Genomic DNA, 25,156 nt, shown 5'->3' with positions numbered 1-25,156 from the left:
CCTCCCGCGCCGCGAACTGTGTTTACAATGCGGTCGCCGAGGGGGAGTCCAACGAGTGACGGTTCCAATGCAACGTGGAGCCAGGATGGCGACTTCAACACCGACAGTCGAGACGGGGGCGGCGGACGACCCTCATCAATCGATCGATTTCCTGCCGACGATGGCCTGGGTGGCCGCGCCCAGCGGCGGCATCGAATTCGTCAACCGCCAATGCGTTCTCTTTACGGGAGTGCCGCGCGAGCAGTTGCTCGGCAGCGGACTCGGCGACTGCTTTCATCCCGACGATCGACCGCTCAGGGAACTGGCCCGCGCAAGGCTCGCCGAAGGCCAGCCCTTCGAATGCGAATTCCGCATGCGGCGTCACGACGGCACGTACGCCCGCTGCGTCACGCGCGCCGTTCCGGTACGCAACGACGCCGGCGATATCGTCCAGTGGGTCGGTACCACCACCGACGTCGAAGATCTGCGTCGTGCGACGGATGAACTGCGGCTGCAGGAAGAACACCTGCAGCTCGCGCTCGATTCCGCCGATGTCGGTATCTGGCGTCTCAAGCTGCCGGACTACGATCTGACGGCCGACGACCGCACGCGTCGTCACCTCGATCTCGATGCCAATGAAGTGCACGGCTATCGCCCGCAGGATCACATTCATCCGCAGGATTTCGAGCGCGCCCTGTCGCTGCAGATGCCGCTCAGCGATGGCCGTTACGTGACCGAACACCGCGTGCGGCAGCGCGACGGCAGCTATCGCTGGCAGGCCATCCACTGGCGCGTCTATCCGGACGCCGCCGATCCGAACGCCGGCCTGATCACCGGCACCAGCATGGACATCACGGCGCGCCGGGAAACCGAAGCCGAAAGGGAAGAACTGGGCCAGCGTTATCGCATGGCGCTGTCCGCCGCCGAACTCGGCACCTGGAGCTACGACGTCGCACAGAACCTCATTCATCTCGACGACCGCGCGCGGGCGCACTTCGACGTGAATGCATCGACGCTGACCATCGAACACTGTCTCGCCCGCCTGTACGAACAGGATCGCGACCGGACACGACAGCGGTTCCAACGCCAGCTGCAGGAATCGACGCGCAAAGACCGCGCCACCGCTGCCTTCCGGGTCCGGCATGCCAGCGGCGACGTGCACTGGATTTCATCGCACGTGCACGTGACTTTCGACGCTGACGGCCGGCCGGTACGCGTGATCGGCGTCACGCAGGACATCACCGAAACCAGGCGCGCCGAAGAACAGGTGAAGCGCGTGAATGCCGATCTCGAACGGCGCGTGCAGCAGCGCACGGCGGAACTGAGTGCGGCCAACCAGGAACTGGAAAGCTTTGCCTACACCGTGTCGCACGACCTGCGTGCACCGCTGCGCGCCATCCTGGGTTTCTGCGATGCGTTGATCGAAGACCATGGCAATTCGCTGCCGGCGCAGGCGCATGAATATCTGCAGCACGTCATCGACGGCAGCCGGCATCTGGGCGAGATCATCGAAGGCCTGCTCACACTGTCGCGCAGTACGCGCGGCACGCTGCGACACGACGACGTCGACCTGTCGGCGCTCGCGGAGAAGGTGCTGCGCGATATGACACTGGTCGAGCCCGCTCGCCGGGTGACCTGGAGCATCGAACCGGAACTGCGCGTGCACGGCGACTCGCGCATGCTCGACGTCGTGATGCGCAACCTGCTCGGCAACGCCTGGAAATACACCGCCAACCGCGCTGACGCCGCGCTGCGGGTGTATGCGCAACGCACGGAAGCCGAACTCACGGTCTGCATCGAGGACAACGGTGCAGGCTTCCGCATGGAACACGCCGAGAAACTGTTCCAGCCGTTCCAGCGACTGCATCGTCAGGATGAATTCGTGGGACTCGGCATCGGCCTTGCGACCGTGCAGCGCATCGTCCATCGTCACGGCGGCAAGGTCTCCGGTACCGGCCTGCCGGGCCAGGGCGCGATCTTCCGCTTCAGCCTGCCGCTGTCGAACGAACAGACGAGTGCCGCCGAAGAAGAGAAAAAATCGTGACTTCCCGAACCGTGCTGCTGGTCGAAGACAATCCTCACGACGAACTGCTGATGCTGCGCGCGCTGCGCAAGGCGAACGCGCCGGCGGACATCGACGTGGTGCGCGACGGCCAGCAGGCGGTCGACTACCTGTTCCGCAGCGGCGAGTTCAGCGATCGTCCGAAGGGTCTGCCCGCGCTGGTGCTGCTCGACATCAACCTGCCGAAGCTGTCGGGCCTGGACGTGCTGCAGCGGCTGCGCAGCGAACCGCACACGAAACTGCTGCCGGTGGTGATGTTCACGTCGTCGGACGAAGACCGCGACCGCCTGCACAGCTATCGCTGCGGCGCCAACAGCTTCGTCAACAAACCGCTCGAGTTCGCCGACTTCACCACCTGGGCGAAGCGACTGAGCGCCTACTGGCTCGGCCTCAACATCGCGCCCTGACATGCTTTCCGACGTCCTGCACCGGCACCTCCATCGCATCGAATCTCTGGTAAGGAACCGCGCTGCGCCGGATCGGGCCGCGGATCTCGACGATGAGATCGCCGACGCGCTGAAGCAATCCGGCTTCTTCAAGGTATGGGTACCGCAACGCTACGGAGGTGCGGAACTCGATCTGCCGCAGACGCTGCATCTCTATGAGGCCGCGGCCGTCATCGACGGCGCGATCGGCTGGGCCGTCATGATCGGCGCCGGCGGCGGATTGTTCGCCGCGTACCTGCAACCGGCAGCGGCACAGAAACTGTTCGCACCGCCCGATGCCGTCGTCGCCGGTTCCGGCGCACCGGGCGGTCGTGCCGAACGAATCGGCGGCGGCTATCGCGCCAGCGGTCGATGGCGATACGCCAGCGGCGCACGCTACGCCACGATCTTCACGGCCAACTGCGTCGTCACCGAGAACGGTCAGCCCGTATTGAACGACGAGGGCCAACCGCTCATCCGCGCGATGTCGTTCGCGCCCGCCGACGTGACGATCATTCCCGCCTGGGATACGACGGGCATGCGCGCGACAGGCAGCCATGACATCGAAGTGCGAGATGTCTTCGTAGCGTCCGACGACACGTTCTCCGTCTTCACCGATGCCGCACAGGAATCCGGCCTGCTGTATCGCCTGCCTTTCGACGTGCTGACGCAACTGCCCGTGGCGGCCGTCGCATCGGGGATCGCGCGTCACGCGCTGGACGCGTTCGGTGCGCTGGCGGCGAAGAAGAGCCTGCGACAGGGCTCACCGCTGTCCGACAGCGCGACGGTGCGAAGTCAGTACTCGCGAAGTCAGGCGCGCTGGCTCGCCGCGCATCTCGCCCTGCACGCGCTCGCATCGCGTACCTGGGACATGCTCATTTCCCGCGGACCGCCGACCCCGCACGAGCAGGCTGAGATCGCTGCGGGCTGCGCGCTGTTCGTCGAAGAACTCCTGCAGCTGGTCGAGAATCTTGCGCCTCTCGCCGGGATGGACGCAGCCGCCATCGACAGCACGTTTGCGCGGGCTCGGCGCGATCTGCAGACGCTGGCGGCGCATGCGTCCGTATCGCCATTGCTGCATGAACGGGCGGGGCTGACGCTACTGCAGGGCCGATGAGCCTCTGATCCCTCCTCTGCGTAGCGGAGAGGAAGGGACGAATCAGTTGGCCGACATGGCCGGAACAGCATGGTTTACGAGGCGCAGGATGTCGGCCGCCATGGCTCTGGCCGGCGCGCCCTCCATGTTCGCGAGCACGACGACAGCAGATTCGTCCGCGGGAACGTATGCCGAGAAGACGCTGAAGCCGTCGATGGCTCCACCATGCCACAGGACCTTGTTGCCGTTCGTGTCGACGTCTGCCGCAATACCGAATGCGTAGTTTCCCCTGAATGGCGTCGTCATTCTCTCGAGTGAGCTGGCCGAGAGCAGCCGACCGTCAAACAGGCCGTGGTACCAGCGCAGCAGATCGCCCGTCGTCGAATACAGGCCGCCCGCCGAGAAAGGCACGGTCATGTCGAGGTAGTCCGCGATGATCACGCGACCGTCGCGGCGGGCATATCCCTGAGCACGCATGGGCACCACGTCGGCATTCGAATCGTATCCGGAGTGCTTCATGCCCAGGGGAACGAAGATGTTCTTCGTCACGAACTGCGCGTACGGCTGTGCCGATACTCTCTCCAGGATGTACCCGAGAAGAATGTAGCCGGAGTTGCTGTATCTGAAGTCGGTGCCCGCCGGGAAATCGAGAGGCCGGTCGCGAAAGCTGGCGACAAGATTTTCCGGCGTGGTCGGTCGTCGCGCCATCTCGACGAAATCCGGAAATGTCGTGAGGTCCGGGATTCCGGAAGTGTGCGTGAGCAGGTTGAGTACGGTGATGGCGTTCCATGCGGCCGGCGTATCGGGCACGTACCTGCTGACGGGATCCTGCAATCGGATCTTTCCCTGCTCTTCGAGCAACAGGATCGCTGCGGCCGTGAACTGCTTGGTGAGCGACGCCAGGCGGAAACGGGTATCGGGCGAGTTGGGCACGTTCCATTCGCGATTGGCGCTTCCGTACCCCTTGTCCAGCACGATGGTCGCGCCACGAGCCACCAGCACGGCTCCCGTAAAGTCCGCACCCGACACACGCTCATCGATCTTCCCGGCCAATGCACTGCGTTCGGCCGACTCCGCGGCAAGCGCAGGCACCGCCAGGAACGTGACTGCAGTCATCTGCAGCAGCAATGCGTATCGAGACATTGGCGTGCTTCTCATATGCGATCCCATATCCGCGACGTGGAAGCCAGCGTGTTCATCCTTGCAGCGGGAACGAGCGGTAGTCACGTCAGCTTCCAACCCAGAGCGGCCATCACGAGTCGGGCCAGGTTTGCCCCTTCCACTTATGGAGAATTCCGGTACGGCCCCGCCATAAGTCACCGATTGATCTGACCTCCCACGTGAGCATGAGACATGACATCCGCGACCACAGCACCTTTCTGCCTACTCGCGTTCCTCGCAGCAATCGGACTCGCTGGCAGGATTGAAGCTCAAGCCGCAGAAACAGCGACTGTCTCAGGTACGCCGAAGGTGCTGCCGCGCCCCGACTATCAGTTCACAGGTCAGATCGGCCGCACGGTTTCGGATTCCGATCCTGCTCAGTTCCCGCAGCCTGTCAAAGCCCCCGCGAATGCACCGAATGTCGTGATCATCCTCCTCGACGATGCCGGCTTCGGTCAGTTCGGCACCTTCGGAGGTTCCACACCGACCCCGTCATTGGACAAGCTTGCGTCCGAGGGCTTGCGCTACAACCGCTTCCACACGACCGCGATCTGTTCACCGACGCGCGCTGCACTCCTGACCGGCCGCAATCATCACATGACGGCGATGGGCGGTATCGCGGACAACGCGACCGGCTACGACGGCTATACCGCCATCATCCCGAAGCGCACAGGCATGATCGCCGAAGTGTTGCGTCAGAACGGCTACGCGACGGCGTGGATCGGCAAGAACCACAACACGCCGCCGTGGGACATCAGTCCGCGAGGTCCCTTTGACAACTGGCCCAATGCATGGGGCTTCGACTACTTCTATGGGTTCAATAGCGGCCAGACCAGCCAGTGGGATCCGATGCTGTGGGAGAACCATAGTCTGGTGCCCCGCTCAGCCGATCCCAACTACCACCTGACGACGGACCTCGCCGATCACGCGATTCAATGGATCGGCAACATACAGGGAGTGCCTGGCAAACCGTATTTCCTGTACTTCGCTCCAGGCGCCACTCATGCCCCGCATCACGCGCCGCGCGAGTGGATCGACAGATTCAAGGGCCAGTTCGATCAAGGATGGGACGTATATCGCGAGCAAACGTTCGAGCGACAGAAAAAACTTGGAGTGGTTCCCGCGGACGCGAAGCTCACACCCCGGCCGAAGCAGATTCCTGCCTGGAATTCGCTGGAGCCAGACAGGAAGAGAGTTGCGTCACGCATGATGGAAGTGTTTGCCGGTTTTACGGCGCACACGGACTACGAGACCGGCCGGCTTCTCAATGCGCTGCGCTCACGGCCGGATTGGGACAACACGCTCGTGTTCTACATCGTCGGCGACAATGGCTCGAGTGCCGAGGGCGGAATCGACGGCACTATCGATGAAATCTCGTACTACAACGGCATCGCGATGCCATGGCAAAGCGCATTGGCGCACCTCGACGAGTTGGGCGGACCGACATTGCACAATCATTTCCCGGTCGGGTGGGCATGGGCAATGAACACGCCCTTCCAATGGACCAAGCAGGTCGCTTCGCATTTCGGAGGTACGCGCAATCCAATGGTGGTCACCTGGCCGGCGCGCATCAAGGAGCACGGCGGGTTGCGCCGCCAGTTCAGCCATGTGATCGACATCGTGCCGACGATTTATGAGCTTGCAGGCATCACTGCGCCGGACAGCTTGAACGGCGTAGCTCAGGATCCGCTTCAAGGGGTCAGTCTGGCCGCTACGTTCGCCAGTGCGACTGCGCCGGAGCGGCATCGCACACAGTACTTCGAGATCTACGCGAGCCGCGGCATTTACCACGATGGCTGGTATGCCGCCTCTCTCGCCAACGTTCCCTGGGCGCCAAGCCGAACACCGCTGGATATCGATAAGCTTCCCTGGGAACTCTACGATCTGAGCAAGGACTTCTCGCAGGCAACCAACCTGGCGACAAAGAATCCGCAGAAGCTGCGCGAGCTGCAGGAGCTATGGTGGGCAGAAGCAGCTCGCAACCGCGTACTCCCCGTCGATGCCCGCCCGCTGGCCGAGCGCATCAAGCCGGAAGAGATGCCGATCCCGATGAAGGGACTGAAATCCGTTACGTACTACAACGGCGTGGGCGGCATCATGGAGGCAGCAGCATTCCAGTTACCGGGCACCTCATTCGACCTGACCGCAAAGGTTGAGATACCACCCGGCGGCGCAGAGGGCATGCTGTTCACTGTCGGCGGGTACACCGCTGGCATAGGCTGGTACGTGCAAGGCGGAAAGCTGGTGTTCAGCTACAACTTCTTCACCCAGCGCACGCGCATTGTCTCAACTGAATCGCTGCCTTCAGGAGCACAGACGCTTCGCGCCCAGTTCGCCTATGACGGGGGCGGCAGAGGCAAGGGAGCTACTGTGCGTCTTTATAGCGGCGAGAAGGAGATCGCCGAAGGACGCATCGAGCATACGGTGCCTGTGGTGTTCTCCTCGTTCGATGGCGTCGATGTCGGACTCGACCGTGGCGCACCCGTCGACTTCAGCTACAAGCCGCCATTCAAGTTCAGCGGCCAGCTCGACGGTGTGACGGTCGATCTGAAATAGCCAGGACTTGTCGCATGCCCCGACAGTCTGAGCTTGCCGCCATTGGGAACTCGCAAAGTCGCCGCTCCGAACGAATGCCGAAGCAGCATCCAACGATGAGCATCCGAATCATCAACTCCGGCGATGGTCGGCCTGTTCTCGGAGACTGCTTCCGTCTCCTCAGTTGGTCTTGATGATGGTCGGCGGACGCCACTGGCCCTTTACGATCGCTTCGCTCGGGCCGTAGGTACGAAGAGCTACATTGAAGGGCCCTCCTTGGAGACATCGAAGAAACCCCATGAGTACAGCGTGTCATTGTTGGGCGAGCCGCCATCCTTGTAGCTCGCATCGGCGATCATTCTGAAGTGATAGAAATGATTCAACGCGGCATACGGAAATGACGATCCATCCGTGGTCCATTTATGCCGCAGCTTTGCCAGGTACAGGATAGGTGCGGCGTACACATAGGCCTGAACGCCCACTGAGTAGGCGTATTGCTCCCGCCAATCGGCGCCTTGCGCCGCTTCCTGCGCCGACGCTCGCATTCCGAGCGCCAAGGTCATGACGAGAAAGAGCCGAAGGATGCCACCTATGAGACCGGCCTTTGGGCTGGAGGGCTGAGCAGATTTCCCGTTCGACTCTGTTCTCATCTACGTCACCACGGAGCTGAAAGTTCGTCGAAGTATCGGAGCCGCGCGCTCCAATTCAAATACGGAATTTCGACACCAGGGAGCACGGGACGCACCCATGCAACCCCGTCACGCCTCCTCGATCGGAAACGCCGTCATCCCCCATCCGCCCGCACGCGGATTGCCGGCGAGCGCCAGCGTCACGCGCTCGCTGACGATCAGGATCGACGGGCTTTCGGCGAGACGAAACAGGTCGAAGGCCGCCGCTTTCTTTGCATCGATGACCAGGCTCTGGAATCGCGCGAAGGGAACGCCGCCGGGCGTCGGCAGGATCGCGGTGGCGCGCGACTTCGACATGTCTGCTGCCGCCACGATGCCGATGACATTCGCCGCGTGGTAGTCGGACCATTGCCTGCCCGATTCGTTTTCGATCACGGCGTCGTAGAGATCGAAGTTGCGGACACCGGCGCCGCGCAGCAGTTTGACGAAGTCATGCGACCACAACGGGATGGTCATGCCCTCGAAGCCGCGCGGCGACGACTCCTCCGCGAAATTGGAGCGGAACAGCAGCGGAACCGGCGGTTTCCCGACCAGCGGCGCTCCGGTGATGAACGTGTCGTCGAAGCCGGGAATGCCGGATTCCGCGAGCACGCCCGCACGCGCGTAGATATCCGGTTTGAGCCTGTAGAACATGTGGGGTGCGATCCTAGAGCGAAACCGGCGCCGATGCGGGGGCGATCTGCCCCCGATCGGCCTTCGGATGGTTCTCGCGCTCCCAGGGTGTAGTGCGCGGACGACCTCGCAGCGTCTTCAGATTCTCCGGCCGTCGAGGAGTTGGCGCCGCTAGCAGGGATGGATGCTGCGGCTATCGTGGGAAGCGTGTCGCTGATCGAGCATGACCGCGCTCGACACCAGAAATACAAGCCGCGTTATTTGCCACCACGCGCCGCCTTGTCCATCACCACTATCATTTCCCCGGCCAACTCACGCAGCCTGGGCGGCAGGGCGAGGAAAGTGTCGATGGCTTGCCGGTCACTCGCGCTGACGTTGTTTGCGCTCACGCTGCGCTTCTGCTCGTCATTGCGGCGAAAGCCCGAATCCGGTGACTTCTTGCTCTTGCCGAAGCGCAGCTCGTGTGGTTCGACACCGAACAACTCGGCCAGCACCTGCAACTTGTCCTGCTCCGGCAAGGCTATGCCGCGCAGCCATTTCGAAGCCGTGGAAAACGCCACCGACCTGCCTTCGTAGCGGCTGTTGAACAGCTTGTGCAGTTGCCCCGGCTTGGACGGATAGCCTTTGGCTTCCATCGCTCCCTTCAGCCTCCCGGCGAATGCTTTCTTCTCGTCATTCATGCACCGCAACGCTACGGAAGCGGCAGATGCGCTATTAGCTTTTCAGGCTCATCCAAGTTAGCTTATTGGGCTTATTTGAGCCTGATAAGCCCATGCCCTCACTCAACTGGATCGGCAAAGACGCTGTGGAGCGTCACCACAAGGATGTTCCGTATCGACTGCTGGAGCCGGTTCCGGCGCTATCGGCGGGTACGGGCAGTGGCAATCTCATCGTGCAGGGCGACAACCTGCACGCGCTCAAGGCACTGTTGCCGCGCTACGCGGGCCAAGTGAAGTGCATCTACATCGACCCGCCGTACAACACTGGCAACGAGGGCTGGGTTTACAACGACAACGTCAACAGCCCGGAGATCCGCCGCTGGCTGGGAGAAGTGGTCGGCAAGGAAGGCGAAACGCTCGACCGCCATGACCGCTGGCTGTGCATGATGTATCCGCGCCTGGTGCTGCTACGGCAGTTCCTGTGTGACGATGGCGTGATCTTCGTGTCCATCGACGATGATGAATTTCATCACTTGCGTCTCTTGATGGACGAGATCTTCGGAATCAACCGCAGGCTTGCTACGTTTGTTTGGCGCACCGATGGAAATTTCGACAATCAGGCGAAGATCAAGAACTGTCACGAGTACGTGCTGGCGTATGCGATAGCACCTGACAGGTTCCCGCACCCAAAGATTGTCGATCCATCTGTTGGCGCTGGAAGCAAACTGAACCGCAAAACCATTCAGAACACGATTATCAAGAATGGGCCAAAGAATCCCGTAAGCGACATCGTCCTGCCTGCTGGCTTTCCGGCAAGCGTGAGAACAGCCCGCATTGCCGCGCGACGTGATGCATGGCCGCACTATTCATCCTCAGCCACCATTGAGAACTACGCACTTGCCAACGAGGTATGCGTTTCCAGTGGCTGGTCGTCGAAGTCCATCCTCGAAGATTTCATAGCGGCGAAATTCGAGCCTGTCGAAGATTCAAAGGGGCAAAAGACACGTTTCGTCATCACGGCGACCGGTGCAATCGAATCGATCAAGATTCGTGAAAAGGCAAGCCATGTCGTGAGCGTGGTAAGCGGTGTTGGCAGCACGCAAACTCAATCCGCCATACTGGAAGAGATGGGCTTTCAGTTTCCCTATCCGAAGCCTGTCGATATGGTCAAGTATTTCGTCTCGATGATCGACGGCGACGGTTTCATCGTGCTGGACAGCTTTGCTGGCAGCGGAACCACGGCCCAGTCCACACTGAAATTGAATGCTGAGGACGGCGGCAGCCGCCGCTTCATCCTCGTCGAACTGGACGAACACATCGCGCAGAACGTCACCGTCGAGCGCGTCAAGCGTGTCATCAGCGGCTACACCAACACCAAGGGCGAACACGTCGCCGGCCTTGGTAGCGGCTTCCAGTTCTGCACGCTGAGCGAAGAACCGTTGTTCACTGCCGATGGCGGCATTCGCGATTCGGTCAGTTTTCATGATCTCGCTGAGTTCGTGTGGTTTTCAGAAACCGGCACCGGCTTGCCCCCGGCCCAACCCTCCTTCGCTCGCGGAGGAGGCAGCAAGAAGCGGTCGCCGCTCCTGGGCATCCACAACGGACGCGCGGTCTATCTGCTCTACAACGGCATCCTCGACGACCTTGCCATCGACAGCGGCAATGTCTTGACCGGCGTAGTGCTGGACAAACTTCCGAAACACGACGGCCCGAAAACCGTCTACGCCGCCGCGTGCCGATTGGGCGCGCCGCGCTTGCAACGCGAAGGCATCGTGTTCAAACAAACGCCCTATCAGTTGCAGGTGTCGGTATGAGCGCCTTCGCCGCAAAGCAGTACCAGCAGGCCGCGCTGCGCAGCGTGGAAGCTTACTTCCGCAACTGCCACGCGCTCGGCAGCCCCAGTCTGGCCTTCACCGCAACCACCGAACAACTGTGGCAGCACGGCATGGCCTACCACAGCGTTGAAGGCTTCGCGGCAGATATGCCCTACTTCTGCCTGCGCGTGCCCACCGGTGGCGGGAAGACCTTTCTTGCAGCCAAGTGCGCAGCACTGATCAACATGCACCTGCTAAGAACCGAATACAGCGTGCTGCTGTGGCTGGTGCCGTCCAAGGCCATCCGTGACCAGACACTGAGACTGCTGAAAAAACGCGACACACCGCTGCACACCGCATTGGCCGACGCTGGCAACGTCACTGTGCTGGATCTGGACGAAGCAAAATCCATCACGCGCGCGTCGCTTGAAACCAGCACCGTGGTCATCGTCGCCACCGTGCAAGCCTTCAACCGCGAGGAAAAGGACGGGCTGAAGGTTTATCAATCCAATGGCGCGTTGATGCCGCACTTCGAGAACCTTGCGCCGGAACAACGTACCGGCTTGTTGACTGCAACGGACAAGGAAACCGGCGAAGCCACGATGTCGTATTCGCTGGCGAATGTCCTGCGCCTGCATCGCCCGTTCCTGATCGTCGATGAAGCACACAACAACCGCACCGAACTGGCGTTCTCCACACTGGCCAAGTTCAACCCTTCCGGCATTCTGGAACTGACTGCCACACCGGATACGGAGAAAACCCCGAGCAACGTGCTGCATAGCGTTTCTGCCGTGGAACTGAAAACGGAGCACATGATCAAGCTGCCGATCCTGCTGGAAGCCGAAAGCGACTGGCAGAAGTGCCTGGCCTACGCAGCCGACAAGCGTGAGCAGTTGCAGACCGTCGCTGATGCCGAGCAACACAACGGCGCGGAATACCTGCGCCCGTTGGTGTTGATACAGGCCCAGGCGCGCAGCGCAACGCGCGACACGCTGCATTGGGAACGCGTGCGCAAGGAATTGATCGAGAATCAGGGCATTCCTTCTGAATACATCGCGGTGGCGACCGGAGAGCGCAACGAGCTTGTCGAGATCGATGCGCGATATCCGAAAGGCATCGCCGATGAACGCTGCCCGGTGCGCTTCGTCATCACCCAACAGGCACTGGCCGAAGGTTGGGATTGCCCTTCCGCCTATATCCTCGCAAGCCTCGCCGGCACCCAATCGGAAACGGCAGTGGAGCAGTTGCTCGGACGCATCCTGCGCCAGCCCGGCGCAATGGCGCGCAACACGCCGGAACTGAACCAGTCACATGCCTATGTCATGTCATCCGATTTCACCGCGATCGCCAGCGCCTTGCGCGACCGGCTGGTGCAGGGCGCGGGCTTCGAGCGCAAGGCAGTGGAAGAGTTCGTGCGTGCCGGCAATCCCTCGCAAGCGCGCTTCGACATGAGCGCACGCCCCGGTCGCATCGTGGTTACGCCAGTGGCGGTGCCGCTGGCCACCACACCCTCCATCAAGCAATTGCCGAAACCGCTGCAACACAAGGTGGAATGGGACAAGCAAGCGAAGGAGCTGGTCATCCGCCAACCATTGACGATCGAGGAAACCGCGCAACTGGCCGAAACGGTGACCACGCCGGAAGAACGTGCCGCCATCGTGCAAGCCGGCGAAACCAGCCGCACCACGGCGGTGGAAGTGCGTCTATGTCCCGCCGACACCGGCGAGGTGTTGTCGGTGCCCGCTCTGGCCTTGCAGGTCCAAGGCGAACTGCAATTCTTCGACGACCCGGAAGTGCTGGACTATCCGTTCAACCTTTCCGGTTACGACGCCAATCCGGGCGCGGAAGATTTGCAGGCGCTGGGTCTGGCCGACCGCATCGCCAGCGGCGGCCGCATCGACGTGAGCGATGAAGGCAAGGTCAAGTTCGGTTTCATCGCCGATCTGCAGCGCGACTTGGGTTCTGCCTACAAGCCCGAGCACTGGGACGAAGTAAAGCTGGCTGCGTGGTTGTGCCGCAATCTGCCGGATTCGGGCATCACCCATGCATCCAAGTGGGCTTTCGTACTGCACTGGTTGCGCAACCTGCTACAACAGCCCGGATGCGATCTGGCTCGCGCGAATCGACAGAAGTTCCTCATGCGCGGCCTGCTGGAAAGCCGTATCCGCGAATTGCGCCGCAACGCGGTCAGGCAGGCATACCAGCAAGTGCTGTTCGGCGAGGATGCGCGCGCACGGGTGAAGGTCGGTGGCGAGTTCAACGTGATCTTCAACCCGCAGGCGTATGCGCCCAATGCCGACTACACCGGAAAATACGGCGATTACGACTTCCGTCACCATTACTACGGACGCATCGGTGATTTCGACAGCCGGGAAGAATTTGAGTGCGCGTGCAAGCTGGACCAATTCGCCGCGCAGGGCCGCATCAAGTTCTGGGTGCGTAACCTGGTCAACAAGCCTGGCTGTTCATTCTTCCTGCAAAAAGCCGATGGCCGCTTCTTCCCGGATTTCATCTGCCGCTTGCCGGACAGCAGAATCCTGGTCGTCGAATACAAGGGCGGTCAAGGCTGGACTGATGCGCAGGACGACCGCGACATCGGCAACCTATGGGCGGAATTGTCCGGCGCGCAATGCCGCTTCCTGATGGTGCGCAACAAGGATTGGGCGCAGATCGAAGCGAAGCTCTGAAAGCGAAGTCGCTGGATGCCGGGCTGACCAGCCATTCGGCTGTTCGCGTCGCTGCATGCAGGATTCGAGGATCAGGATCACGCATCGGGCGGCGTGCATTTCGGCTCAGCGGCTGCCGAAACGCACCGGCGGACGCCAGCTGAACAGATCCACGAATTCTCCAAACACCTGTTCGCTCAGCCGGCGCGCCGTCGTGCCATGACCATGCGTGTCGCGCAGGATGCGCTCGACATGATGCTCCGGTCCCGCCGCCTCGATTTCCGCGCGGTACTCGGGCACGTGCAGCCAGCGCTGAATCAGATGCTCGTCCGCTTCGAGATGGAACTGCAGGCCGTAGGCGCGCTCGCCGTAGCGAAACGCCTGGTTGGCGCAGGTCGGCGTGCTGGCGAGATGCACCGCGCCGTGCGGCAGATCGAACGTATAGGCATGCCACTGGAACACGTGCTGGCTGCCGTCGAAATGCCGGCACAGTCGATCCGACTGCGCCGCCGCGCTCGGATGAATGCGATACCAGCCGATTTCGCGCACGGGATTGGGACGCACGTTCGCGCCCAGCGCCGCCGCCAGCAGCTGCGCGCCGAGGCAGATCCCAAGCACCGGCATGTCGCGGTTCAATGCTTCGCGGATCGCCACGATCTCGGTGAGCAGGTGCGGATGGCGTTCGGTCTGGTCGACGTTCATCGGCCCGCCCAGCACGATCAGGCCGTTGTAGCGGCTGACGTCGGGCTGCACCAGCGGCTCGCGGGCGAAGTTGATGTAGCGGACGCGGAAGCCGCTGCTGCGCAGGAACGGATCGAGAATGCCGAGCGGTTCTCTGGCCGAATGCTGGAAGACGAGAAGTTTGCGCATGCGCCTGCACGATAGCAGAGGCGCGCCGCGTCTTTGCCGTCAGCGCGGCGTCAGGTCCGGCACCGGCACGTTGGGATCGGACGCGCTGTGCTCATGCTGCAGCGGCAGGGAGAAACCGAACAGCGCGCCTTGCCCCGGTTCCGAGCGCGCCCACACCTCGCCGCCGTGACGCGTGACGATGCGCTGCACGATGGCCAGTCCCACGCCTGACCCGGGATATTCCTGCGCGCCATGCAGGCGCTGGAAGACGCCGAACAGCGACTCGGCGTAGCGACCGTCGAAACCGATGCCGTTGTCCTGGATCTCGAAGATCACGCGATCCTTCTCCTCGCGGCCAGTGATTTCGATCCGCGGCTGTTCGACGCGGCTGCTGTACTTCACCGCGTTGTCGAGCAGGTTCTGCCACACCTGCAGCACGAGTCGTGCATCGCCGCGCGCCGCGGGCAACGGACGGACGGCGATCGACGGCGGTACCGACGAGGCATACGCGGTCTGCGCATGACTCGCCGCCTCGGCGGCGAGCGCATTCATGTCCAGATCGCTGCGCTCCAGCGTTTCGCGACCGCAGCGTGCGAACTCGAGCAGGTCGTCGATCAGCGTGGACATGCGCAGGATGTTTTCGCTGATGCGCGCCAGATAGTGGCTCGCCCGGCTCTCGCCGTGCGGCGCCAGTTCCTCGCGCAACAGGGTCGAGAAGCCGTCGATGGCGCGCAGCGGTCCGCGCAGGTCGTGCGACACCGAATAGGAGAATTCTTCCAGATCCTTGTTGGCCGCACGGAGTTCGGCCGTCTGCGCCTGCAGATGCCGGTTGAGCGAACGGATGCGCTGGGTCGCACGCCGCTGCTCTTCCACCTGCTGCTGCAGTTCGGTGTTGATGCGCGCGGTGCGATCACGTTCGTTGCGCAACTCGGCGACCAGCGCTTCGTTCTCGAACGCCGTGCGGATCTGCTGCTCGATCGATTTCGTCTGCCGGTTCGCGATGACCAGCATCACCGGTATGTAGGAAAGGAAGGCGACGCCGAGAATGATGCGGTCGCCGCCCATGAGTATCTGATTGATGGCATACGGCGCGATGAACGGAATCAGCAGCGCGGCATAACCATGCCGCACCGGCGCCTGCGAGCCGATGCCGGAGGACGACGCACCGATGAAGAACACCGCCACGATGACTTCGAGCTGCGGATCGCGCGGCAGCAGCCAGGTGCCCGAGAGCGACCACACGCCACCGGCCACGGCCGCCAGCGTCAGCATGAGCGTGCGCCAGCGGTGCGTTTCCTCCGCCGTGCGTTCGCGCGACAGATAGCCGCGCGCCACCCGCCAGCGGACCAGCGTCACGGCCATCAGCAGCACGTACCACGCGATGCTCGCCCACCAGCCGTGGCGCGTATGCGTCAGCCAGACGAGCATGGCACCCGCGTAGGTGCTGCCGAACAGCGGTGAAGTCGTCAGGCGCGACATCAGCGACACCTGCTCGACGAGCACGCGCTCGTCGAGTCGGCCGGCGGGATGGGCTGCAGTCGCTGCGGGATCGGTCATCGTTGTAGTTCCGGTGCGCACGGCGCGCACCGTCGCGGCAGACTCGCGAGCGGCGATTCCCCTGTCAATGAGCATTCTCCGGCTGCGTTCGACACGGCTCGCGAGCCGTGCGAGCGCATGCGCAACTTCGCCCCCACCCCAGCCCTCCCCCGCTACGCGGAGGAGGGAGCAGAAGCGACCGGAATTCCTCAGCGACCGCCCGACTGCGTGATGCCCGCGGCGCTCAGGCGGAACGCCAGCTCGGCCGACGCGATCGACGAGGCATAGCCGTCTTCCTGGATCACCGTGACGCGGCCCAGTGCCGCGTTCACCACGACGCCCTTCAGATCGTCGACCCAGCGATGCAGCACTTCGCGCGCGCGCAGCAGCGACGCTTCATCCACGGCCGCGTGGCCCGGCGCTTCGAGTTCATTGCCGAGTTCGATGATGCGCTCGGCCGTTTCCTGGATCTTCTGTTGCTTCTCGGTGCTCATGGGAATTCCCCGTGGTTTCAGCCGTTGCGGTTCGGTTCAGGTGGCGCAGCGCGTTCAGCGTGCGCGTCTGACGGCGAGCACGCCGTCGCCGATCAGACGGGTCGTGAAGCCCGCGGTCTGCAGACGTGTCGCCACTTCGTTCGGCACGTCGCGTCCGCTGGTCAGCCGGTTCGGCGTGCCGGTGTAATGGAACAGCGGGCCGTTGCGGCGCAGGACTCTCGCCAGCTGATCGTAGAAACGCTGCGAATACAGTTCGCCGGCAATGCCGAAGCGCGGCGGGTCATGCAGGACGGCATCGACCGAACCGTCCGCGATCTCGCCGATGCGTTCGGAGATATCGCCGGGCGTCACGGAAAGGCGATCGTCATCCGTTTGCGGCGACCACGGGTTCAGCGTGCGCAGCCACAGCACGTCGGGATTCTTCTCGAACGACAGCACGCGCTGCGCCTGTTCCTGCAGGCACCACGCCGCGAAGTAGCCGAGGCCGCCGCACGTGTCGAGCACGATCTTGCCGCGCGGTTTGATCAGCGCCACTTTGCGACCTGCATCCTCCCAGGGCGACACCTGCGCCGTCGGCAGCATCTTGATGCCGTCGATCTCGAACGTCGGTGCGCCCCACGGCGTCGGCACCAGCTTGATCAGCGAATTCGTGTAGCGGGCCACGGGCTCGAATGAGGTACTGGTCCAGTGGTAGATCGTGCGGTCCTTGCAGGCATCGAGGTACGGATAGCGCTGGCCCTGCCATTCCCATGCGTCTGCAGCAATCGACACCTGCGTCGTCGTGCGGTCGAGATCGAGAGAACAGGCGAGCGTTGCCGCGCCGCTGCGCGCAGCGGCGAGCAATGCTTCGTGAACGGGCAAGGTGAGCAGCGGACCCATGGATACGCGCGAGCGTATCAGACTCTTCCTGTGGGGCCGGCTTCAGCCGGCCTTCTGCAGAGTCAGGCTAAAGCCTGACCTACAGTCGGAAGCTCTTCCTGTGGGGCCGGCTTCAGCCGGCCTTCTGCAGAGTCAGGCTAAAGCCTGACCTACAGTCGGAAGTTCTTCCTGTGGGGCCGGCTTCAGCCGGCCTTTGCAGCTATGCGCCGGGTTCTGCGGGAAGCTCTGCTGCCGCTGCCTTGCTCTCCGCCGGCCGCACCTGCCAGCCGCCCTTGCTGGTGTAGTGCGGATTGACGCGCGCGACGACCGTGCCGGCCACCGTCGTTTTTCCCACTGCGGCGAGTTCCGGCATGGTCGTGTACATGACCAGATCGCCGCGCTCCAGGCGCGGCACCTTGTCATCGATCATGGTGCTGAAGCACACGTGCGTGAGGTCGGTGCGCGCGAGCAGTTCGTTCAGCGTGCCTTCGGGAATCGTCCTGTCGTCGGGATTGGCGATCTTCACGCTGCACATGCGCCCCTGCACGCCCAGCACGACCGCGAGCACCGCCCTGCCGTCCTTGAGCGAGCAGTCCAGGTGTTCGCAGGCATATTCGAATGCCCCGGCATTGCTCTCGAAAGTTTTCGCTTCGGCCATCTCTTCGACTCCGTCTCTCTGCTGGAGCGGGATGCTAGCCGATGGAGCGAGTCATGACAGCGGGTTTCGCGCTGCCTGCGCGTATAATCCGCGCCCCCTGATTTCCCATCGCGCCATGAACGAATTTCCTCCCTGCCCACAATGCAACTCGCTGCTCACCTACGAGGATGCGAATCTCTACATCTGTCCCGAGTGCGCCCACGAATGGCCCAGGCATGCGACGGTTGCGGAGGATGAACCGCCGGCGGCGATCCGCGACGCCGTGGGCAATGAGCTGCACGACGGCGACAGCGTGACCGTGATCAAGGACCTCAAGGTCAAGGGCTCGTCGCTGGTGGTGAAGATGGGGACGAAGGTGAAGAACATCCGTCTCGTCACGGGCGATCACGACATCGACTGCCGGATCGACGGCATCGGTGCGATGCAGCTCAAATCGCAGTTCGTGAAGAAGGCGTAGGAACGCCTCAGGGATTCGAGCCGCTCGAACTGAAGCCGGCTCCGTTCGGACGCCGAAGTGGCCATGTCGCATGGCTCCTCGGGCCGATGAACACACTCATCGCTTTCTCGACACTGCGCGCCACTCGAATCACGCAGGAGATGACGATGAAGTGGCCCGTGACGGCGCTGGCATGCGCCGTGTTTTCGATGAGCGGCTGCGGCAGCGATTCGCAGGAGGCGCCGACGCCTCCGCCCGCGAGCGAGCAGCCTCCACCCAACACCGGACAACCGCCACCAGCGAACGGCGGACAGACCGGCAACGTCGGCGATCTCACACCGACCGCCGTCGGCGCACCGCTCGGCGCAGCAGTCAGCAAGCAGATCGGGACGGAGGGCGGCGAACTCGCGACGGCCGATGGCGCGCTGATCGTGATCGTTCCCGCCGGTGCGTTCGCCGTCGCGCAAACCGTATCGATCCAGGAAATCACCCGCTTCGCGCATGGCGCGAAAGGCCGTGCGTTTCGCATCCAGCCGGAAGGGCTGCACACGACGGCGCCGATGACGCTGCGCTTTCGCGTTTCGGACGATGACCTCGCCGGCACCACGCTCGATCTGCTGACGATCGGCTGGCAGGACGATACCGGGCGCTGGCATGCCTATGCCGCGCCGCAGATCGATACGGCCGCGCGCACGCTCTCGGTGCCGACGCGGCATTTCAGCGACTGGTCGATGATCGCCGGCGCACAGATAACGCCGGCCCGTGCGATCGTGCGCACCGGCGAGAATCTGCCGCTGCAGGTGATCAGCTGTCGGAAAACCGGGCTGCCGCCGGACGGCGAACTGGAAATACCCACCATCGGTTACGACGACTGCGAACCCTCGCCCATCGCGTCGTTCAGCACGCGCAACTGGGCGGTGAACGGCGCACCCGGTGGCGGCGGCAGCATCGGCACCGTGGTCGCCGACGCAGACCGCTGGTCGGGCAAGGCGACGTTCCATGCGCCAACGACGAAGCCACAGCCCAACGTCGTGGCCGTCTCCGCCGAACATCGCTTCGACGACGGCAATGGTCCGCACCAGCTGCTGGTGGCGAACGTCACCCTCGTCGATGCCAACGCCACCTGCGACGGCATGGGCGCGGTGAAACTCTTCGACGTCGATGTCTCGCTCGACGACTTCAGCTACCTCGCCACCGCGGAGCATCGTCGCCACGAGGGACATCACGCGGGCCGGCTCGTCGGCAAGCTGACGAAGATCACGCAGGGCAACCTGCCGTTCGACGTCTGGATGTCCACCGAGGAGCCGCTGCGCGACGGCTTCGTGAAGATGCACGACTCATACATATACGAGCCGCCGTCGGGCGACGGCTACAGCGGCACGGTCGTGGCGGATGGCATTCCCCACGATGCGCCGAATGCGCCGAGCTTCGTCTCGCTGAAGCTCGACTACTCGACCTGCACATTCGATCTGTTCGCCAGCTTCACCATCGTCGGCACGCTCACTCACGACGGCGAGAGCGTCGAACAGCCGATCGGCATGGGCGGGCTGTATCTCTACGGACAGGCGATTCCGCCGGAACAGCTCGGCACCGATACGCTCGACGGACGGGCGAAGGTGCAGGTGTCGACGGATACGGAAATCACCGGCTACGTGCCCTTCCAGGAAGCCGCCGTGGAATGGCAGATGAGCGGCGAGACCTGGGCGCGATGGCGCATTGCGCCGCGGGATTGATCCCGATCTAGCGACGTGGCCCCTCATCTTCCGGCTGCCACGGCCGCAATTCCTCCGGGCGCTGGCGCACATACGCCAGCACCTGGCGGCGTTTCTCGGGACCGCGGCGGCCTTCGTCGCCGCTCGCTTCCTCGCCGAAGAATTCGGGCATGCGGTCTTCGATGCGTTCGTAGATGCCGCGCCAGAGCTTCTTGAGACCATGAATGGATACGTCCAGCGGTCCCATCAGTGCTTCGTCGGAATCGTCGAACAGGGCGAACCACAGCAGGCGGCGCTGCGATGCCGAGAATCCGAACAGCGGCGCCTGATGCTCGAAGGCGTTGCGCGCAGGAGGACCCGGCATGCGCTTCAGGGCGCCGGCGCGCGTGAGTCCGAAGAGCGCCGGCCGCTGTTCCGGCAGCAACGCGGCCAGCGACGCTTCATCGCGGAATTGCAGCCGCTCGAAACCCGACGCCATGGAAAACGGTTCGTTGCCGGCGCTGGTCTCGTAGTAGATCGCCTGCGGGTTGTAGCCGTCATGAAAGGTACGGAAGGCGTCGTTCGCCATCGCCATGGTCCGCTGCGCCTGCGGCTGCAGCAGATCGTGACCGCGCAGGGAGAAATGCATGATGAACATGTCGAGGTCGCCGCGCGCGCTGGCGGCGCCGATCTCGCGGTCGCTCATGAGAGCGAACTCGTCGTCGAGCAGTGCGCGGTACACGCGACGCGTGAGAAACGCCGCGGGCCGGTCGTGCATCGACAGCGCCTGCGTGAAGGCGCGCGGCAGGATCATGGTCACGCCCCAGCCCTGCACGCGCTGGGCGGCCGGTGCGGCCACGTCTTCGAGCACCGCGCTGATCATCGAGGGTTCCTCGAGCAGCTGCGGCCACAAGGCCGACAGCGCGCGCGCCATCGACTCGTCGATCCCCAGCCAGGGCGGCAGCAATGTCAGGCATTCCGCGAGATCGCGGTGCGCGGCAGGCCGATAGCGCAGTCGTTGGTTCGTGCGGATGCTCAGACGACGATCCTCCGCACACACGCGGGTGCGCGGATTCTAGCGGATGGCCGCGACGTCTTTACAGGCGCCCGGCACGCAGCAGTTCCGTGAGTCGCCCCCAGGTGCCGTAGGCCTTCACCGCCTGCTGCAGCACGCTTTCGAGCGATGCCGGTCCGTTCGCATCGAGGAAACGCGCACCGGCGCGCGTGTTGAGATAGATGGCGTGCGCGTCCAGGCCGTCGCGCTCCAGAAAACCCAGGGTCACCAGCGCATCGAGCAGATCCGGCGCGGCCTTCGCTTCCAGACCGAGCGCGCGGCAGAGCTGGCCGCAGGTGCGCGGCCCCTTGCCGAGTTCCGTGAAAACGCCGAGTTCGACCGCCGTCAGCAAGATGCGCGATACGCGGAACGCAAATGCGGTTTCCAGGATGCGCTGATCCGCGGCGCCTTCCGTCAATGACATGCACGCGCCCAGGCGGCGGCCTGCACCCGCGAGTTGACGCCGAGTTTGTTGAGGATGTTGGCGACGTGGCGCTTGACCGTGTGCAGGCTCAGCGAGAACTGGCGGGCGATCTGCTTGTTGCTGTCGCCGGCGGCGATGCGGATCAGGATCTCGCGTTCGCGCAGCGTCAGCAGACTGGCGAGGTCGGCGGTCCGTTCGAGCGACGCTGGCATCGCAGTCCCCTGCAACAACTGCGGCAGCAGGCGGTCGAGTGTTTCGGCCAGCACGCGCCGCAGTTCCTCGCGAAGCTGCAGCCAGGAATCCGCCGGAAGATTCGTCCGGCGGGAATCCACGAGCGTCGCAACGTGCCAGGAATCCAGGCTCATATCGATTCTCCCCATGTTCGATTGGGCATGGCTCATGCCCGATGGAAGGGATGCTAGGAGAGGCGACTGCGGCGCCCAATGCTCTAAAAGAGACGGGCTCTAAAAGAGACCGGCGCGGTTCTGGGTCGATCGACTTCGTCTGATCCCCTCCTCCGCGAAGCGGGAGAGGGTCAGGGGTGGGGCCTCTTTTCTTACTGTGGGGCCGGCTTCAGCCGGCCTTTTTTCAGAAGTCAGGCTAAAGCCTGACCTACAGAAATCCCCCCATCTGTCCCCCGCTGCGCGGAGGAAGGGACGCTCGATTCGATCTCATCTCATCGTTCAGCGCCAGCGGCTCGAAGCCGAGCAGGACTTGCCTTCGACCTCGCCGTCACGTCACGCTTGCGAATGGCTTCAGGACTTGCAGCACTGCTCGATGACGTCGCGGCGATCGCCAAACTGGCCGCCGCTTCGCTGGACGATGTGACCGCCGCGGCCGGCAAGGCCGGATCGAAGGCGGTCGGCGTCGTGGTCGACGATGCGGCGGTGACGCCCGGCTATGCGATGGGCTTCACGCCCGATCGCGAATTGCCGATCGTCTGGAAGATCGCGCTCGGTTCGCTGCGCAACAAGTTCCTGTTCCTGCTGCCCGGCGCGTTGCTGCTCAGCGCCTTTGCGCCCTGGGCCGTCACGCCGATCCTGATGCTCGGCGGCGCGTATCTGTGTTTCGAGGCCGCCGAGAAGATCATCGAGGCGCTCGCCAAGACCGCCGGCAAGGTCGACAAGTCGCCGCACGTCGAGGAACTCGCGCTCAGTTCGACGCAACTGGAACTGCAGAAGATTTCCGGCGCCATCCGCACCGATCTCATTCTGTCCGGCGAGATCATGGCCATCGCGCTCGCCACCGTCGCCGATCGGCCGCTGTTGATCCAGGCCGGTGCGCTGGCCCTCGTGAGCCTGTTCATCACGGTGGGCGTCTATGGCGTCGTCGGACTGATCGTGAAGATGGATGACATCGGCGTGCATCTCGCGCAACGCGACTCGGCCGCGGCGACAGCCTTCGGGCGCGCGCTGGTCAAGTCGATGCCGCGCGTGCTGCAGGGACTGAGCTTCATCGGCACGGCCGCCATGTTGTGGGTCGGCGGCGGCATTCTCGTGCACGGGCTCGAACACTTCGGACTCGACCTGGTGCCGCACGCGGTCGAACACCTCTCCGAAATCGCCAGTCACGTTCCGGGCATCGGCGCCGTCACGGGATGGCTGACGTTCGCGGTGGGCGCCGCCGTGGTTGGATTCGTGGTCGGCGGTGCGATCGTCGCCATCGTGCATCTGGCGCCCAGCCGCCGTCACTGAGCCCGGGATACATGCCGTTCGAGATTTCCCAGCAACCGGATCACATTCGCATCCGCCTGACCGGCAGGGTCAGCGCCATCGACCTGGACGATCTCGCGCGCGAAGTGCATCGACTGGAGGACGAGCGCGGCCCGGTGCACAAACTCACGGACCTCACTGGCATGGATGCCGTCGATGTCGCCTATCCCGAAGTGAGCGATTTCGCCGACCGGCGGCGCACCCGGCCCATGAAGGCGCCGGTCCGCTCGGCGATCGTCGCCAGCCGCCCGCTGCAGATCGGGTACGCACGCATGTTCCAGACGCTCAACGACAATGCCTTCGTCGACATCCGCCTGTTCACCAAGGTGGATGAGGCGCTGCAGTGGCTCGCGGAGTCCGTCATCGTCGACACTGCGAAAGACGGCGCGTGAAGACTGTGCTCGAACTGACGCGAGCGCTCGCCGCAGGGACGATCACCAGCCGTCAGCTCGTCGAGCACGCCATTGCCGCGATCAGGAATCCGGCGGGCGAAGGATCGCGCACGTTCATCGCCATTCACGCAGACGAAGCGCTGGCTGCCGCGGACCGGATCGATGCCCGGCGCCGCGCCGGCGGAAGCCTCCCCGCACTGGCCGGCGTGCCGATCTCGATCAAGGACAACATCGACGAAGCCCACATCACGACGCTCGCGGGTTCGACGGTGCTGATCGACTCACCTGCAGCATCGTGCGATGCCGGCATCGTCCAGCGTCTGCGCGATGCCGGTGCCATCATCATCGGTCGCACCAACATGACCGAGTTCGCGTACTCGGGTCTCGGCATCAACCCGCACTACGGCACGCCGCGCAATGTCTTCGATCGCGCCGCGGAACGCATTCCCGGCGGCTCTTCATCGGGCGCTGCGATCTCGGTCACCGATGGCATGGCAGCCGCAGCGATCGGGACGGACACCGGCGGATCGGTACGCATTCCAGCGGCGCTGAACGGGCTGGTCGGATTCAAACCGACCGCGCGGCGCGTCCCGCTCGACGGCGTATTGCCGTTGTCGACCACGCTCGATTCCGCGGGGCCGCTGGCGAAGACCGTCGGCGACTGTGCGCTGCTCGACCGGATTCTCGCAGCGGACACCGATGCGGTTGCGACACCGCTGCCGCTGCGCGGCCTGCGCGTGGCGGTGCCGCAAACCGTGTTCCTCGATGATCTGTCCGAGAACGTCGCCGATGCATTCGCCGCGGCGTTGCGCCGGCTGTCGGCCGCCGGCGTACAGATCGTCGAATCGACCATGCCGGAGTTCGCGCATGCGGCCGAGGTCAACTCGCGCGGCGCGCTCGTCAGCGCGGAAGCCTTCGCGTGGCATCGCCGCTGGATCGAAACGCATCGCGAGCGCTACGACCCGCGCGTCATTCTGCGCATCCTGCCGGGCGAACGGATTTCGCCGCAGCAGTACGACGAATTGCTGCAGCGACGCGCGCGCTTCGTGGAGGAGATCGACGCGATTGCCTGCGGCTACGACGCGCTGCTGATGCCGACTACACCCGACACCGCACCGGCCATCGCCGACGTGGTCCGCGACGATGCGTCCTATCTGCGATTCAACGGCCGGATGCTGCGCAATGCGTCGGTCGTGAATGCCTTCGACGGCTGCGCGCTGTCGATTCCCTGCCATGAACCCGGCAGCGCGCCGGTTGGGCTGATGATCGCCGGCATGGGCAATGCGGATCGCAGGGTTCTCGGCATTGGATTGGCGGCGGAGGCGATCGTGTCGCTGTGGGGCCGGCTTTAGCC

The 25,156-nt window shown here is 63.6% G+C and carries 23 protein-coding genes and 1 pseudogene; 11 read left to right on the top strand and 13 right to left on the bottom strand.

Going from position 1 to position 25,156, the window contains the following annotated elements; translation table 11 throughout:
- Nucleotides 1-85: 85 nt before the first annotated feature.
- Genes V7D81_RS18520 through V7D81_RS18510 form a run of 3 tightly spaced genes read left to right on the top strand, consistent with a single transcriptional unit; the run spans nucleotide 86 to nucleotide 3,583 of the window.
- On the top strand, nucleotides 86-2,023 hold the full coding sequence (locus V7D81_RS18520) for a PAS domain-containing protein (protein WP_324319021.1): 1,938 nt from the start codon (nucleotides 86-88) through the stop codon (nucleotides 2,021-2,023).
- The gene (locus V7D81_RS18515; protein WP_324319019.1) at nucleotides 2,020-2,448 is read left to right on the top strand and encodes a response regulator; all 429 of its coding nucleotides are present in this window, start codon (nucleotides 2,020-2,022) and stop codon (nucleotides 2,446-2,448) included. Before V7D81_RS18520 ends, V7D81_RS18515 begins: the two co-directional genes overlap by 4 nt.
- 1 nt (nucleotide 2,449) lies before the next feature.
- A complete protein-coding gene (locus V7D81_RS18510; RefSeq protein ID WP_324319017.1) occupies nucleotides 2,450-3,583 on the top strand; it encodes an acyl-CoA dehydrogenase family protein in 1,134 nt (377 codons plus the stop codon).
- Between the two features lie 42 nt (nucleotides 3,584-3,625).
- Here the strand turns inward: V7D81_RS18510 and V7D81_RS18505 are convergent, their stop codons facing one another.
- Nucleotides 3,626-4,705, bottom strand: coding sequence for a serine hydrolase domain-containing protein (locus tag V7D81_RS18505; protein ID WP_324319015.1), 1,080 nt, complete (start codon nucleotides 4,703-4,705; stop codon nucleotides 3,626-3,628).
- 210 nt (nucleotides 4,706-4,915) lie between these two features.
- Between V7D81_RS18505 and V7D81_RS18500 the strand changes: the two genes are divergently transcribed.
- Nucleotides 4,916-7,279 carry an arylsulfatase gene (locus tag V7D81_RS18500; protein WP_324319013.1) on the top strand — a complete coding sequence of 788 codons (2,364 nt, stop codon included), beginning with the start codon at nucleotides 4,916-4,918 and terminating at the stop codon, nucleotides 7,277-7,279.
- A gap of 49 nt (nucleotides 7,280-7,328) precedes the next feature.
- On the opposite strand, the pseudogene V7D81_RS18495 reads toward V7D81_RS18500, so the two are convergent.
- The 4 genes and pseudogenes from V7D81_RS18495 to V7D81_RS18480 form a co-directional block, all read right to left on the bottom strand.
- A pseudogene (locus V7D81_RS18495) lies at nucleotides 7,329-7,415 on the bottom strand (transposase); the annotation flags it as partial.
- A 100-nt stretch (nucleotides 7,416-7,515) separates the two neighbouring features.
- Nucleotides 7,516-7,821, bottom strand: coding sequence for a DUF1254 domain-containing protein (locus V7D81_RS18490; RefSeq protein WP_324319011.1), 306 nt, complete (start codon nucleotides 7,819-7,821; stop codon nucleotides 7,516-7,518).
- A 195-nt stretch (nucleotides 7,822-8,016) separates the two neighbouring features.
- The gene (locus V7D81_RS18485; protein ID WP_324319009.1) at nucleotides 8,017-8,580 is read right to left on the bottom strand and encodes an imm11 family protein; all 564 of its coding nucleotides are present in this window, start codon (nucleotides 8,578-8,580) and stop codon (nucleotides 8,017-8,019) included.
- Between the two features lie 236 nt (nucleotides 8,581-8,816).
- A complete protein-coding gene (locus V7D81_RS18480) occupies nucleotides 8,817-9,239 on the bottom strand; it encodes a hypothetical protein (RefSeq protein WP_324319007.1) in 423 nt (140 codons plus the stop codon).
- Nucleotides 9,240-9,331: 92 nt separating this feature from the next.
- Here V7D81_RS18480 and V7D81_RS18475 point away from each other — a divergent pair, with 92 nt between their 5' ends.
- Both V7D81_RS18475 and V7D81_RS18470 read left to right on the top strand, forming a co-directional pair.
- Nucleotides 9,332-11,032, top strand: coding sequence for a site-specific DNA-methyltransferase (locus tag V7D81_RS18475; protein ID WP_324319005.1), 1,701 nt, complete (start codon nucleotides 9,332-9,334; stop codon nucleotides 11,030-11,032).
- Complete coding sequence (locus V7D81_RS18470) at nucleotides 11,029-13,719, top strand: DEAD/DEAH box helicase (protein WP_324319003.1); 2,691 nt, start codon at nucleotides 11,029-11,031, stop codon at nucleotides 13,717-13,719. Before V7D81_RS18475 ends, V7D81_RS18470 begins: the two co-directional genes overlap by 4 nt.
- 105 nt (nucleotides 13,720-13,824) lie before the next feature.
- Here V7D81_RS18470 and V7D81_RS18465 read toward each other — a convergent pair whose 3' ends face one another.
- From V7D81_RS18465 to V7D81_RS18445, 5 genes are all read right to left on the bottom strand, one after another.
- Complete coding sequence (locus V7D81_RS18465) at nucleotides 13,825-14,568, bottom strand: glutamine amidotransferase-related protein (protein ID WP_324319000.1); 744 nt, start codon at nucleotides 14,566-14,568, stop codon at nucleotides 13,825-13,827.
- A 39-nt stretch (nucleotides 14,569-14,607) separates the two neighbouring features.
- Nucleotides 14,608-16,104 (bottom strand): sensor histidine kinase, encoded by a 1,497-nt coding sequence (locus V7D81_RS18460; RefSeq protein ID WP_324318998.1) that lies wholly within the window; start codon nucleotides 16,102-16,104, stop codon nucleotides 14,608-14,610.
- Between the two features lie 188 nt (nucleotides 16,105-16,292).
- Entirely contained in the window at nucleotides 16,293-16,577 is a 285-nt protein-coding gene (locus V7D81_RS18455; protein ID WP_324318996.1) for a hypothetical protein, read from the bottom strand.
- 54 nt (nucleotides 16,578-16,631) lie between these two features.
- Nucleotides 16,632-17,456, bottom strand: coding sequence for a class I SAM-dependent methyltransferase (locus V7D81_RS18450; RefSeq protein WP_324318994.1), 825 nt, complete (start codon nucleotides 17,454-17,456; stop codon nucleotides 16,632-16,634).
- 199 nt (nucleotides 17,457-17,655) lie between these two features.
- Entirely contained in the window at nucleotides 17,656-18,093 is a 438-nt protein-coding gene (locus V7D81_RS18445) for a hypothetical protein (RefSeq protein ID WP_324318992.1), read from the bottom strand.
- A 115-nt stretch (nucleotides 18,094-18,208) separates the two neighbouring features.
- Here V7D81_RS18445 and V7D81_RS18440 point away from each other — a divergent pair, with 115 nt between their 5' ends.
- Together V7D81_RS18440 and V7D81_RS18435 are read left to right on the top strand one after the other, a co-directional pair.
- Nucleotides 18,209-18,550, top strand: a complete 342-nt coding sequence (locus V7D81_RS18440; protein WP_324318990.1) for a zinc ribbon domain-containing protein YjdM — start codon at nucleotides 18,209-18,211, stop codon at nucleotides 18,548-18,550.
- A gap of 146 nt (nucleotides 18,551-18,696) precedes the next feature.
- Nucleotides 18,697-20,262, top strand: coding sequence for a hypothetical protein (locus V7D81_RS18435; protein ID WP_324318989.1), 1,566 nt, complete (start codon nucleotides 18,697-18,699; stop codon nucleotides 20,260-20,262).
- A 7-nt stretch (nucleotides 20,263-20,269) separates the two neighbouring features.
- Here V7D81_RS18435 and V7D81_RS18430 read toward each other — a convergent pair whose 3' ends face one another.
- Genes V7D81_RS18430 through V7D81_RS18420 form a run of 3 tightly spaced genes read right to left on the bottom strand, consistent with a single transcriptional unit; the run spans nucleotide 20,270 to nucleotide 22,063 of the window.
- Nucleotides 20,270-21,280: a hypothetical protein gene (locus tag V7D81_RS18430; RefSeq protein ID WP_324318987.1), complete on the bottom strand. Its 1,011-nt coding sequence runs from the start codon at nucleotides 21,278-21,280 to the stop codon at nucleotides 20,270-20,272.
- Nucleotides 21,281-21,317: 37 nt separating this feature from the next.
- Nucleotides 21,318-21,698, bottom strand: a complete 381-nt coding sequence (locus V7D81_RS18425; protein WP_324318985.1) for a methyltransferase family protein — start codon at nucleotides 21,696-21,698, stop codon at nucleotides 21,318-21,320.
- A complete protein-coding gene (locus tag V7D81_RS18420) occupies nucleotides 21,689-22,063 on the bottom strand; it encodes a response regulator transcription factor (protein WP_324318983.1) in 375 nt (124 codons plus the stop codon). Before V7D81_RS18420 ends, V7D81_RS18425 begins: the two co-directional genes overlap by 10 nt.
- Before the next feature lie 384 nt (nucleotides 22,064-22,447).
- On the opposite strand from V7D81_RS18420, the gene V7D81_RS18415 reads away from it, so the two are divergent.
- From V7D81_RS18415 to V7D81_RS18405, 3 genes are read left to right on the top strand one after another with little or no spacing between them, the layout of a single operon-like run.
- Complete coding sequence (locus tag V7D81_RS18415) at nucleotides 22,448-23,392, top strand: DUF808 domain-containing protein (RefSeq protein WP_324318981.1); 945 nt, start codon at nucleotides 22,448-22,450, stop codon at nucleotides 23,390-23,392.
- 11 nt (nucleotides 23,393-23,403) lie between these two features.
- Nucleotides 23,404-23,802 (top strand): STAS/SEC14 domain-containing protein, encoded by a 399-nt coding sequence (locus V7D81_RS18410; protein WP_324318979.1) that lies wholly within the window; start codon nucleotides 23,404-23,406, stop codon nucleotides 23,800-23,802.
- Entirely contained in the window at nucleotides 23,799-25,154 is a 1,356-nt protein-coding gene (locus tag V7D81_RS18405; RefSeq protein ID WP_324318977.1) for an amidase, read from the top strand. Before V7D81_RS18410 ends, V7D81_RS18405 begins: the two co-directional genes overlap by 4 nt.
- Nucleotides 25,155-25,156: the final 2 nt, after the last annotated feature.

Origin of the sequence: Povalibacter sp. (genome assembly GCF_036735925.1) — a bacterium.
In the GTDB taxonomy this organism is placed as follows: Bacteria; Pseudomonadota; Gammaproteobacteria; order Steroidobacterales; family Steroidobacteraceae; genus Steroidobacter.
Note: the sequence above shows the minus strand (reverse complement) of the source record. Positions and strands in the feature narration are given on the sequence as shown.

Bases quoted from the DNA above. Each gene is read 5' to 3' on its own strand.
- V7D81_RS18520 (WP_324319021.1), top strand. From the start codon at position 86: ATGGCGACTTCAACACCGACAGTCGAGACGGGGGCGGCGGACGACCCT.
- V7D81_RS18510 (WP_324319017.1), top strand. From the start codon at position 2,450: ATGCTTTCCGACGTCCTGCACCGGCACCTCCATCGCATCGAATCTCTG.
- V7D81_RS18505 (WP_324319015.1), bottom strand. From the start codon at position 4,705: ATGTCTCGATACGCATTGCTGCTGCAGATGACTGCAGTCACGTTCCTG.
- V7D81_RS18500 (WP_324319013.1), top strand. From the start codon at position 4,916: ATGACATCCGCGACCACAGCACCTTTCTGCCTACTCGCGTTCCTCGCA.
- V7D81_RS18490 (WP_324319011.1), bottom strand. From the start codon at position 7,821: ATGACCTTGGCGCTCGGAATGCGAGCGTCGGCGCAGGAAGCGGCGCAA.
- V7D81_RS18485 (WP_324319009.1), bottom strand. From the start codon at position 8,580: ATGTTCTACAGGCTCAAACCGGATATCTACGCGCGTGCGGGCGTGCTC.
- V7D81_RS18480 (WP_324319007.1), bottom strand. From the start codon at position 9,239: ATGAATGACGAGAAGAAAGCATTCGCCGGGAGGCTGAAGGGAGCGATG.
- V7D81_RS18475 (WP_324319005.1), top strand. From the start codon at position 9,332: ATGCCCTCACTCAACTGGATCGGCAAAGACGCTGTGGAGCGTCACCAC.
- V7D81_RS18470 (WP_324319003.1), top strand. From the start codon at position 11,029: ATGAGCGCCTTCGCCGCAAAGCAGTACCAGCAGGCCGCGCTGCGCAGC.
- V7D81_RS18465 (WP_324319000.1), bottom strand. From the start codon at position 14,568: ATGCGCAAACTTCTCGTCTTCCAGCATTCGGCCAGAGAACCGCTCGGC.
- V7D81_RS18460 (WP_324318998.1), bottom strand. From the start codon at position 16,104: ATGACCGATCCCGCAGCGACTGCAGCCCATCCCGCCGGCCGACTCGAC.
- V7D81_RS18455 (WP_324318996.1), bottom strand. From the start codon at position 16,577: ATGAGCACCGAGAAGCAACAGAAGATCCAGGAAACGGCCGAGCGCATC.
- V7D81_RS18450 (WP_324318994.1), bottom strand. From the start codon at position 17,456: ATGGGTCCGCTGCTCACCTTGCCCGTTCACGAAGCATTGCTCGCCGCT.
- V7D81_RS18445 (WP_324318992.1), bottom strand. From the start codon at position 18,093: ATGGCCGAAGCGAAAACTTTCGAGAGCAATGCCGGGGCATTCGAATAT.
- V7D81_RS18440 (WP_324318990.1), top strand. From the start codon at position 18,209: ATGAACGAATTTCCTCCCTGCCCACAATGCAACTCGCTGCTCACCTAC.
- V7D81_RS18435 (WP_324318989.1), top strand. From the start codon at position 18,697: ATGAAGTGGCCCGTGACGGCGCTGGCATGCGCCGTGTTTTCGATGAGC.
- V7D81_RS18425 (WP_324318985.1), bottom strand. From the start codon at position 21,698: ATGTCATTGACGGAAGGCGCCGCGGATCAGCGCATCCTGGAAACCGCA.
- V7D81_RS18420 (WP_324318983.1), bottom strand. From the start codon at position 22,063: ATGAGCCTGGATTCCTGGCACGTTGCGACGCTCGTGGATTCCCGCCGG.
- V7D81_RS18415 (WP_324318981.1), top strand. From the start codon at position 22,448: ATGGCTTCAGGACTTGCAGCACTGCTCGATGACGTCGCGGCGATCGCC.
- V7D81_RS18410 (WP_324318979.1), top strand. From the start codon at position 23,404: ATGCCGTTCGAGATTTCCCAGCAACCGGATCACATTCGCATCCGCCTG.